Annotated in this window: 8 protein-coding genes; 2 read left to right on the top strand and 6 right to left on the bottom strand. The window is 66.2% G+C overall.

The window, feature by feature from the left end:
- Positions 1-602 precede the first annotated feature (602 nt).
- Together PMN64_RS39530 and PMN64_RS39525 are read right to left on the bottom strand one after the other, a co-directional pair.
- Complete coding sequence (locus tag PMN64_RS39530; RefSeq protein ID WP_411784669.1) at positions 603-3,041, bottom strand: EAL domain-containing protein; 2,439 nt, start codon at positions 3,039-3,041, stop codon at positions 603-605.
- Between the two features lie 397 nt (positions 3,042-3,438).
- On the bottom strand, positions 3,439-3,675 hold the full coding sequence (locus tag PMN64_RS39525; protein ID WP_038385513.1) for a DUF1127 domain-containing protein: 237 nt from the start codon (positions 3,673-3,675) through the stop codon (positions 3,439-3,441).
- A gap of 180 nt (positions 3,676-3,855) precedes the next feature.
- Between PMN64_RS39525 and PMN64_RS39520 the strand changes: the two genes are divergently transcribed.
- Positions 3,856-5,199 carry a PLP-dependent aminotransferase family protein gene (locus PMN64_RS39520; protein ID WP_209911181.1) on the top strand — a complete coding sequence of 448 codons (1,344 nt, stop codon included), beginning with the start codon at positions 3,856-3,858 and terminating at the stop codon, positions 5,197-5,199.
- A gap of 110 nt (positions 5,200-5,309) precedes the next feature.
- Here PMN64_RS39520 and PMN64_RS39515 read toward each other — a convergent pair whose 3' ends face one another.
- A complete protein-coding gene (locus PMN64_RS39515; RefSeq protein WP_411784668.1) occupies positions 5,310-5,666 on the bottom strand; it encodes a hypothetical protein in 357 nt (118 codons plus the stop codon).
- 87 nt (positions 5,667-5,753) lie between these two features.
- Complete coding sequence (locus PMN64_RS39510; protein ID WP_411784667.1) at positions 5,754-6,374, bottom strand: hypothetical protein; 621 nt, start codon at positions 6,372-6,374, stop codon at positions 5,754-5,756.
- A 71-nt stretch (positions 6,375-6,445) separates the two neighbouring features.
- On the opposite strand from PMN64_RS39510, the gene PMN64_RS39505 reads away from it, so the two are divergent.
- Positions 6,446-6,880 (top strand): hypothetical protein, encoded by a 435-nt coding sequence (locus tag PMN64_RS39505; protein WP_016840859.1) that lies wholly within the window; start codon positions 6,446-6,448, stop codon positions 6,878-6,880.
- Between the two features lie 14 nt (positions 6,881-6,894).
- Here PMN64_RS39505 and PMN64_RS39500 read toward each other — a convergent pair whose 3' ends face one another.
- Together PMN64_RS39500 and PMN64_RS39495 are read right to left on the bottom strand one after the other, a co-directional pair.
- Positions 6,895-9,297, bottom strand: a complete 2,403-nt coding sequence (locus PMN64_RS39500; protein ID WP_411784666.1) for an EAL domain-containing protein — start codon at positions 9,295-9,297, stop codon at positions 6,895-6,897.
- Between the two features lie 147 nt (positions 9,298-9,444).
- A partial coding sequence (locus PMN64_RS39495; RefSeq protein WP_411784665.1) for an MFS transporter occupies positions 9,445-10,308 on the bottom strand: 864 nt, incomplete at its 5' end.

Below are 10,308 nucleotides of genomic sequence, written 5' to 3'. Positions count from 1 at the left end.
ACGAGATGATATCCTAAGTCTCGTGGGCTCGGAGATGTGTATAAGAGACAGCCTGCAAGGCCAGTCAATCCGTTGGCTCCGGCACCGCCGTTTGGATCGATGCCGCCCGCGCCGCCAGAGCTGGATGCATCGCCGCCCTTGCCGCCGTCCGCGCGCGCAGACGTCGGCGCCATCGAAATGGCGGCAAATGCGATGCAAACGGTCGCTGCGATCAATGTCGTGCCGGAGAGCAATGCCGTGCGCCGTCGTGCGACGATACGGCCTGCGACATCGCCGCGGTCCGCCCGCGTTGCCACGCCGTCGGATGAGTCCACACGTGCGGCTCGCGCACGCAAATGCTGCGAATGCACGCTTCGCCCCCTCGCGTCCCGCTGGCAACGCTATTTGTGTGCCAGCTCACAATCAACCAAAGATGGAATTTGCAAGATGGATTGCCGCCGCTTGTGGCTTTCGCGCTACGCTATCGAACAGCTCGGATGTTTAGCTACGTCAAGCGCCCCTCGCCCAACTCCGGTGTGTGAGCAAACGGCCTAGTCAATTGGTCAGCTGGCACCATCGAGGCAAAGCCAGGGGCAAAAGAATGCCGCCGAAGCGGTGTTCGGCTAGAGGCGATTCCGTTTCGGCTGCATCCCGCGCGCCTCGCGCTCGATGCTGGCGGCGACCAGCGGCGCCTTGCCGGCGGCGACCGGCGGGGAAAACACGAAGCCCTGCACCACATCGCAATCGAGCCCGCCGAGCACGTCCAGTTCGGCGGACAATTCGGCCCCCTCCGCCACGACAGTCATGCCCAGCCCGTGCGACAGGGCGATGATGCCGCCGAGCAGCTTGCGCTTCTCCGGCGCGGTGGAAATGCCATCCACGAAGGCCCGGTCCACTTTCAGGCAATCGAAAGGCAGGCGCGTCAGATAGCCGAGCGAGGAATAGCCCGAGCCGAAATCGTCCAGCGCCAGCCGGGCGCCTAAGCCGGACAGCGCCGTCAGCGTGCGGCTGATCCGTTGCTCGGTATGATCCACGAACAGGCTTTCGGTCAGCTCCAGGCAGAGCAGCTCCGCCGGAAAGCCGGTCTCTGCCAGGATGGCCGAGACCGCGGTCTCGAAATCCACGCTCCAGATCTGCGCCGGCGAGACATTGACCGAGATGGAGCGCGGCGGCAGCCCGGCATCCAGCCAGGCGCGGCCCTGCCGGCAGGCCTCGCGCAGCACCCACAGGCCGAGATCGACGATGAGTCCGGAGCTTTCGGCGATCGGGATGAACTCCGCCGGCGAGATCGGCCCGCGCTCGGGATGGGACCAGCGCAGCAGCGCCTCGAAGCCGGTGACGCGGCCGGTCTTCAGGTCCACCTGCGGCTGGTAATGGGCCTCGAGGGCGCCGGCCTCCACCGCGTGGCGCAGATGGCGACCGAGATCGAGCCTTTCATCGACCGCCTGCGCATAGACCGGCTCGAACAGTTGCGCCCGCCCTCGCCCGGCCTCCTTGGCCATGTAAAGCGCGAGGTCCGCGTTGCGCACGGCGGTCTCCGCCGTCGCGCCATGCTCCGGCAGGCGGGCGATGCCGATGGTGGCGCCGACCGAGGCCTCGCCCTCGGCGAGATCGACGGGGCCGGACAGTTTGCCGATCAGCCGATCGGCAAGCGCGGTCAGCGCGGCGTCGGACGTGTCGCATTCATCCGCCAGCACGGCGAATTCGTCGCCGCCGAGCCGGGCGATGAAGGCGCGCGGCCCTAAGTCCTGCCGCAACGCAGCCGCCACCTTGATCAGCAATTCGTCACCGGCGGCATGGCCGAGGGAATCATTGACCTCCTTGAAGCGATCGAGGTCGATGAGCAGCAGCGCACCGCTCCGGTCTCCCTGGGAGCAGCCTTCGGTCAGGGCGGCGAGCTGGCGCGTGAACAGCGCGCGATTGGCAAGGCCGGTCAACGGATCGCTGTAGGCGAGCTGCTCGAGCTGGCGCTCGGCTTCCTTGCGCTCGGTGACGTCCTGCACGGTGCCGATGATGCCGATGACCTTGTCGTGGGCAACCTCCGCCTTGCAGATCACAGCCAGATCGCGGGCCGTGCCGTCCGCGTGCAGGATGCGCAGGTCCGTGGCCTCGGTCCGGCGGGTGCGCAGCACCCGTTTCTGCACCTCCCGGAAGCGGTCGGCGTCGCCGTCCAGGAAATAGGGCCTCATGTTCTCATCGGTCGGCTCGAACGTGTCGGGCAGGCCGAGAAGCTGGTAGAGCTCGGGCGCCCAGATCGTGCGGCCGCTCTCCAGCCGGTGGCTCCAGGTGCCGATCTTGCCGAGGCGGTGGGCTTCCTCCAGCGCCCGCGTGCGCTGGTCGAGCAGCGCCTTGGCCGCCCTGAGCTGGGTGATGTCGCTGGAGGTGCCGCGGTAGCCGAGAAAGCTGCCGTCATCGGCGAAGATCGGCTTGCCGCTGGTGCAGATACTGACGCGCGAGCCGTCCTTGCCGATCAGCGTATAGGTGAAGTCGCGAAAAGGGCGATGGGCCTCCATATCGGCCCGGTGCCGCGCCATGGCCTCGCCATCCTCGGGCGCATAAGTCAGTTCCCAGCGCGCCTTCCTGCCGGCGGCCACCGTCTGAAACGCCGCATTGCCGGCAAGCGATTTGGGATAGGGCAGCAGCCGATGCTCGGCGTCGCTCTCCCAGCACCAGTCCGAGGCGGTAGAGACAAAATCGGCCAGCCGTTGCTCACTCTCCGCCAGGCGCCGCAGCGCGGAGGTCTCCTCCGTGACGTCGCGGACAATGCCGGACACGCGTCGAACCTGACCGCGCGCGTCGAATTCCGGCTCGCCATGCACCACGCAGTCGAGCAGGCTGCCATCGGGACCGCGGAGTCTCGTCCGCACCGCATAGGGCCGCCCCTCCGCCCAGCAGGCCGCGTAATGCGCCTCCAAGAGCTTCCGGCTTTCAGGCAAATAGCGCTCGCGCACCGTGGCGATGGGGACGTAGCCGTCGGCGGTCTCGAATTCGTAGAATGCGGCGAGCTCAGGCGATATCCAGAGATCGGTCGCGGCGGCGCTCTGCGACTCCCAGTAGCCCATGCGGGCCAACCTGATCGCACAGCGCAGCGATCGCTCCTCATGCCAGCGGCGACGCGCTTCCCGGGTCGGGGCCTGCCCTTGCGACAATTTGCGAGCGGCCATCGGTCCCCAACTACAACGCTAGCGTACGCAGCTGGCAGGCTAGCATAGAGCGTCACAACCTTGGAGCGATGGCGGTGACGCGATGGGGCTCTTCCGCTTCTTTGGTGTAGTTTCGGTGAATTCTGCAACCGGCAGTCGGCGCCCGGCCCTAAAGCGCGACGTGATTGGGTTGAATCGTTATCGCGCTTTAGCTCTTTGTTTGAGCATGATCTCCGCGCAAACGCGTCCCGCGTTTGTCGCGAGGGAAAACCGCTCCGCACTTTTCCGGATCATGCTTTAGCGCAGCACCGGCATCTTAACGGATCCGCACCAGCTCCAGGTCGAAGTCGCCGGTGACGGCGGTCTCGATCTGGCAGCGCGAGAGTCCGATATCGCGGAGCGCCCGGTCATCGAGCTGGCGCAGCGTCTTGATCGCCTCGCGGCGCACCCAATAGGTCGCGAGTGCATCGCCCCACACTCGGAGCAATCGGAGCAATCCGCCCAACATGCTGGACCGCGCGGGTCCTGCGGCGGCTGAGGATATCGCTGACATTGTCATCTCCTTCGTTGCCCATAGATAAAGCTATGCCATTGACGCAAATGCTGTTTCAGCGCCTGCGCCGTCGGGACCTCGGATTGCTTGCGCGCTCCTCGGTGCAATCATGGGCTTGTTCCCTCTTAAATGATCCGGTACATTGCTCGGAGCAAGTAAAACATTGCTCTCGGTGCAATAATGTCGAGGTTCGAATATCTGAAGCTGGCGGACGCGGTGGCCGCCGAGATCGCCAGCGGCGCGCTGAAGGCGGGCGACCGGCTGCCGCCGCAGCGTCATTTCGCCTATGACCGCAACATCGCCGTCTCGACGGCGAGCCGGGTCTACACCGAACTGTTGCGGCGCGGGCTGGTGGTCGGTGAAGTCGGGCGCGGCACCTTCGTCTCCGGCGAGGCACGCCGCGGCATCGCGGCGCCGACCGAGCCGCGCGGCGCCCGCATCGACCTCGAGTTCAACTACCCGCTGTTGCCGCACCAGGCGACGATGATCGCCAAGAGCCTCGAAGGGCTGGAGCGGCCCGAGGTGCTCGAGGGCGCGCTGCGGCCGGCGACCAGTTTTGGCACGCGGGCGGCACGAACCATCTCCTCGGAATTTCTGGCGCGCAAGACCTGGACGCCAAATCCCGACCAGATCGTGTTCACCGCCAATGGCCGGCAATGCATCGCCGCCGCGCTCGCCGCCGTCGTGCCGCCCGGCGGACGCTGCGGCGTCGAGGCACTGACCTACCCGTTCGTCAAAGGCATCGCCGCGCGGCTCGGCATCTCGCTGGTGCCGCTCGCGATGGACGAGCACGGCGTGCGACCGGATGCGGTGCAGAAAGCGCATCGCGAGGCGCATCTGTCCGCGATCTACGTCCAGCCCACGATCCAGAACCCGCTCAGCATCACCATGCCGCCCGAGCGCCGCGCCGAGCTGTTGCGGGTGGTGGAGAAGCTCGGCCTCGTCGTCATCGAGGACGGCGTCTACGGCTTCCTCGACGATGAGGCGCCGCTCGCCGCGCTGGCGCCCGACAGCTGCATCATGCTCGACAGCCTGTCGAAGAAGGTCGCGCCGGGCCTCGCGCTCGGCTTCATCGTGTCGCCGCCGCGGCTGCGCGAGAGCATCATGGCCGCGGTGCGCTCGGGCGGCTGGACCGCGTCGGGCTACGCCTTCGCCGCGGGGCAGCGGCTGATGGCCGACGGCACCGCCGCCGAATTGTCACGGCTGAAGCGGATCGATGCCGGCCGCCGCCAGCTTCTGGCGGCGAAGCATCTGGCCGATTTCGAAATCCAGACCAACCCGAAGTCGTATCATCTCTGGCTGACCTTGCCGCCGCATTGGCGCTCGCAGACCCTGGTCGCCGCCGCGGCGCGCCGCGACATCGCGCTGACGCCGTCGACCACTTTCGCCGCCACGCCGGGGCACGCGCCCAATGCGGTGCGGCTCGCGCTCGCCGCACCGCCGATGGAGCAACTCGACCTCGGCCTGCGGACTCTCGCAGGCATGCTGAGCGCGACGGAAGAGGATTTTGACTCGACGGAGTGACATCGCAGGTTCACTCCGAAGCGTCGCGGCAGTCCAGAATTGAATACGAGCGGCACGCGCGATCGCGGCACTCGCAGCAGCCTATTTCCAGTGATCCCAGCGCCGGAGCATCAAAAGCCACAGGCCGCATACGTCTTTCTCACGAGACGGAAATGCGCGCCCTCGGCTACGAAGTCCACATCCATGCACTGGTTGCCTCTGCGATATTCCCCGATCACGCCGCACTGCAGATATTCGAGGTTTATCCGCCAGCGCTTTTCTTGCGGGGAGTAGGTCGCAAAGTCGTGCTGCGCGACCGGCGTTCCCTTGCAGATTCCGGCAACGTATTGCCGCACGTCGGGCGGCAGGTTGTCGACGTGATTGTGATCCAGCGGATCATGCTTGTTGCCTACGCTGCCCTTGGAAAGCGCCGGCGGGATGCTCAGGAGCACGAGGCATAGAGCCAAAAATGGAGCCCGGATTGTCATCTGACCCTCCAGCCAAAAGCAAATCCGTCGCCGAGTTTACAGCGCGTTGCTTACAACCCGCTTACAGTCCGGCCGCGCGAACCGCTGTCACTGATTGCGAACCGCCTTCGGCAGCAGCGCATCGGGCAATTGATCGAAGCTGTAGCGCCGCGGCCGGTTGCGGGTGACGAAGCCGCCGACCTGCCAGGTGAACAGCGCCGCAAAGCCGACCAGGAACAGCGCGCCCATCCAGTTCGAGGTCAGCAGCGCCATCAGCAGCAGTCCCGCCATTGCCACCGCAAGACACGCCAGCAGCGCCAGCGCGGCGGTGTATGTCTTCGGCCCGAGGCCTCCGACCAGCCTCGCCGTGCTGCCGGCCGCCTGCATCCGGCAATGCAGCTCGACGATGAAGTCGCGGTAGAGGTGTCCTTGCGGCGCGACCAGCGTCGCGGTCTGCCAGGTGGTCGACAGGATCGCGATCCGGCCGCCCTTGGCGTTGTCGATGTCGGCGCGAAACCGCTGCTGCTGCATCGAGACGGGGCGATAGGACAGTTTCACCGCGGAGATATCGGCATAGTCCCACACGCCGGACCGGCCGGCGATCCGCCACGACAGCCCGTCCCCGGTCAGCTCGAACTGGTGCGCCGAGCCGATCAAGGAGGCCTTGTAGGCATAGCGCAGCGGCGCGCCCTCGCCTGCCTCCGACCGGTCCTGCAACGTTGTTGGCAATTCGCCGTTCCACCTGTTCAAACCTACGCGCAAGCTTGCGCAGCCTGTCGCGCCTATCCTACAAGCGAGCCATGCCCGAGACGACCTATTTTCCGCGTTACCTCATCCTCGGCGGCGCGATGATATCCGGCGTGCTGCTGGCCCTTGCCGTGCACATGCTCGGCGCGCGCTACGGGCTCGATCTCGGCGGCCTGTGGCGCTCCGACAGCCACGAGTTCATGCCGGCGGGCGCGGCGATCGCGTGGTGGCTGATCGCGACCGTCGGATTTTCGGGCGGCTACTTCACCGCGAATCTGATGCACAGCGCGGTGGCGGGCCAGATCCCGCAGCGGATGCGCAACTTCCTGATCGTCGTCGGCGTATTGATGCTGGCCGGCGCAGGCCAGGCCGCGTCGGCGCCGAGCACGGTTTCGACCATCTCTGCCGTGCTCGCAGGCCTTGCCGCCCTGTGCCTCGGCGCGGTGATGGCGTTCTGCGGCGCCTATTTTGCCCTGCGCAAGAGCTGAGCTAGCCTTCCAACTCAGGCGACCGATCGTTCCCGCGCCCGACGCAACATCTTGGCGACGTCGGCTGCCGGCCGCGGCGGGCTGAACAGATAGCCCTGCGCCTGCGTGCAGCCCTCCTGACGCAGCAGGTCGAACTGGGTATCGGTCTCGACCCCTTCGGCTGTCGTGACGATGCCGAGGCTCTTGCCGAGGCCGGTGACCGCACGCACGATCGCCATCGAGTCCTCGCGTGTCGCAAGGTCGGTGACGAAGGAACGGTCGATCTTGATCTTGTCGAACGGGAAGCTGCGCAGATAGCTCAGCGAGGAATAGCCGGTGCCGAAATCGTCCAGCGAGATGCGGACGCCGAAGCCGCGCAGCTCATGCAGCACCGCGAGCGTCGCCTCGCTGTTCTGCAGCAGCACCGATTCAGTGATCTCGAGCTCAAGCCGGTCCGCCGACAGGCCGGATGCTTGCAGCGCCGCCTTCACCGACGACACCAGGTTCGGGTTCTTGAACTGCACCGGCGAGAGATTGACGGCAACCGCGACAGCCTCGGGCCAGCCCGCGGCATCCGCGCAGGCCTTGCGCAACACGATCTCGCCGAGCGGAACGATCAGCCCGGTTTCCTCGGCGACAGGAATGAAATTGTTCGGCGCGATCAGGCCACGCAACGAATGGTTCCAGCGCGCCAGCGCCTCGAAGGCGACGATCTGATCGCCCGCGAGATCACGGATCGGCTGATAGTAGACCTCGAACTCGTCATGCTCGAGCGCGAGCCGCAGGTCGCGCTCCAGCAGGCGGCGCGCCTGCGCACGCGCATCCATCCCGGTCTCGAAGAACCGATAGGTGCCGCGGCCGTCGGCCTTGGCGCGGTACAGCGCAAGATCGGCCTTTTGCAGCAATTCGTCGGGATCCTTGCCGTCCTCGGGCGCGAGCGAGATGCCGATGCTGACGCCGATCACGAGCTGGTGGCCCTCGATCTCGTAGGGTGCTGCGATCCGCTCGACCACGAGACTTGCCAGCGACGACACGACGGACGGCTCGCAATTGCTGCAGAACTGCACGATGGCGAATTCGTCGCCGCCAAGCCGCGCGACAGTGTCGTGCTCGGTCACGCATTCGCCGAGCCGGCGCGCGACTTCGCGCAGCAGCGCGTCGCCGATCGGATGCCCGAGCGTGTCGTTGATTTCCTTGAAATGATCGAGATCGAGACAGAGCACGGCCAGCTGGTCGGAGCGCTTGGCCAGTCTCGAGGCCTTCTCGAGCTGCTCGCGGAACAGCGTCCGGTTCGGCAAATTGGTCAGCGCGTCATGCCGCGCCATGTGCGAAATCTGTTCCTGGGCCTGCTGCCATTCGGTGATGTCTTCGAAGGTCGCGACCCAGCCGCCGCCCTTCATCGGCTGGTCGACGACACGGATCGCGCGCTCGTTGCGGCTCACGATCCGCGTCGCGCTGTGGCCGGCCTTTGCCTCGGCGACGAGAGCATTGCAGAACTCCTCGGGATCGCCGTCCCACTCGCCGATGGAATGCAGATCCTGCAGGACGTCGATCAGCAGGCGTCCCTGCAGCGGCACGCGACTTTGCCCCATCATCTCGCTGTAGCGCTCGTTGAACAGCATGATGCGGCCGTCGGCATCGAACATGCACAGCCCCTGCGACATGTTCTCGAGCGCGGTATCGAGCACCACCTTCTGCTTGTGAAGCTCGGTCTTGGCGCGACGGTCGAGGATCGAGGCGATCAGCGAGAGGCCGAGGATCGCGAAGGCCGCAACGGCGGTCATGAATGAGAGCACGCGCGGCGAGACCGTAAGTCCGCCGGAAACGATCGTCGGATCCGGGACGAGCGTCACCGCGCCCATCGCGGTAAAATGATGCGAGACGATCGCGACGGTCAGAAGACCGGTCGCGGCGGCTGTGGTGCCGAAACGTTCGCCACGCGTGGCAACGACGAGCGCGAGCGCGCCAAACAGGCTTCCGAACGCGATCGACGCGGCGACGATGCCGGGCGACCAGACGATGCGCGCGGGCAGCTCCAGCCCGAGCATGCCGGTGTAATGCATCGCCGCGACACCGGCGCCGACAATCGCGCCGCCGGCCGCAACCGTCCGCCAGCGTTCGTCGAGCGTGGCGACCGCCAATCCGACGGCCAGGATCGCAACCGCGAGCACCAGCGACAGCAGCGTGATGGGAATGTTGTAGCCGGCCTCGATGCCGGGATCGTACGCCAGCATGGCGACGAAATGGGTGGCCCAGATACCGCAACCGCCGACCGCCGCATCGAGACCGATCCAGATCTCGCGGGCACGCCCCTGTGCGGCGCGAGCACGGTGAAACAGGCTGATCGCGACAGCGCTGGCGAGCAGGCAGATCACCCCGCCAAGGACGACCAGCCGCCAGTCATGTTCCAAAGTGAGACAGGTCAGAACGCGATACATATAGGCCCCCTTTATGGACCTATAAGAGCAGACGCATTCGTGTACGAACGGTAACCGCACTGCAGCAGGGTTCCACGCATGGTGAAGAAGCATTGAATGCAGGCGATCGAGCCAGCGCAAAGCGGAGATGCCTCGCTGCAGTTCGTCTCAACGCCGAGCCTCTGACCATGTACCGATCCAGATCAGCGCAGCGGCCGCAAGCAGCACGCCGGCGGAGATGACGAGCGCCGCATGCAGGCCGGCGATGAAGGCCGCGGACCGGCTGACCATCGAGCCGAACAGCGCGACACCGAGCACGCTGCCGGTCTGCCGGGTCGCGTTCAACACCCCGGCCGCGATGCCGGCATGCTGCGGCTCGGCACTGCCGAGCAGCGCCGATGTCAGGGGCGGCACCAGCAGGCCGAGGCCGCCGCTCATGGCCAGCAATTGCAGGCAGATCGCGAGATAGCTCGTGCCGGGGCCGATGAACAGCAGCGCCAGGCATCCGGCGGCCGAGAGCGTTGCACCGAGCGCGATTGTCGCCGGCGCACCGATCCGCTCCGCGACACGCGGTGCGATCAGGTTGGCGGGCAGCACGGCGCCGAGCATCGGCACGAACGCCAGGCCGGTGGCGAACGCCGACAGCCCGTTGACCTGCTGGAAGTAGAGGCTGAGCACGAAGATCAGGCCGTAGAACGCGACATTGACCAAGAGGCCGACCAGCGAGGTCAGGGCAAACATCCGGTGGCGGAACAGCGAGAGCGGCAGCATCGGCTGCGGCGCGCGCGCCTCACGCCAGACGAACAGCACGGAGAAGACGGCGGCGAGAGCGAAGCCTGCGATCACGAACGGGTTGCCCCAGCCGAGCGCGCCGCCTTCGATCAGCGCGCCGGCCAGCGTGCCGAGCGCGGCGATCGCCGCGACCTGACCCGGCAGATCGAGCCGGTGTTGCTGATGACGCGTGGTTTCACTGGCAAAGCGCTGTCTCTTATACACATCTGACGCTGCCGACGACCATGGTATAGTGTAGAT

Source organism: Bradyrhizobium sp. UFLA01-814, from assembly GCF_046718885.1.
GTDB lineage: Bacteria > Pseudomonadota > Alphaproteobacteria > Rhizobiales > Xanthobacteraceae > Bradyrhizobium > Bradyrhizobium elkanii.
The sequence above is the reverse complement of the archived record's forward strand: the minus strand, read 5'-3'. Positions and strand labels throughout refer to the sequence as shown.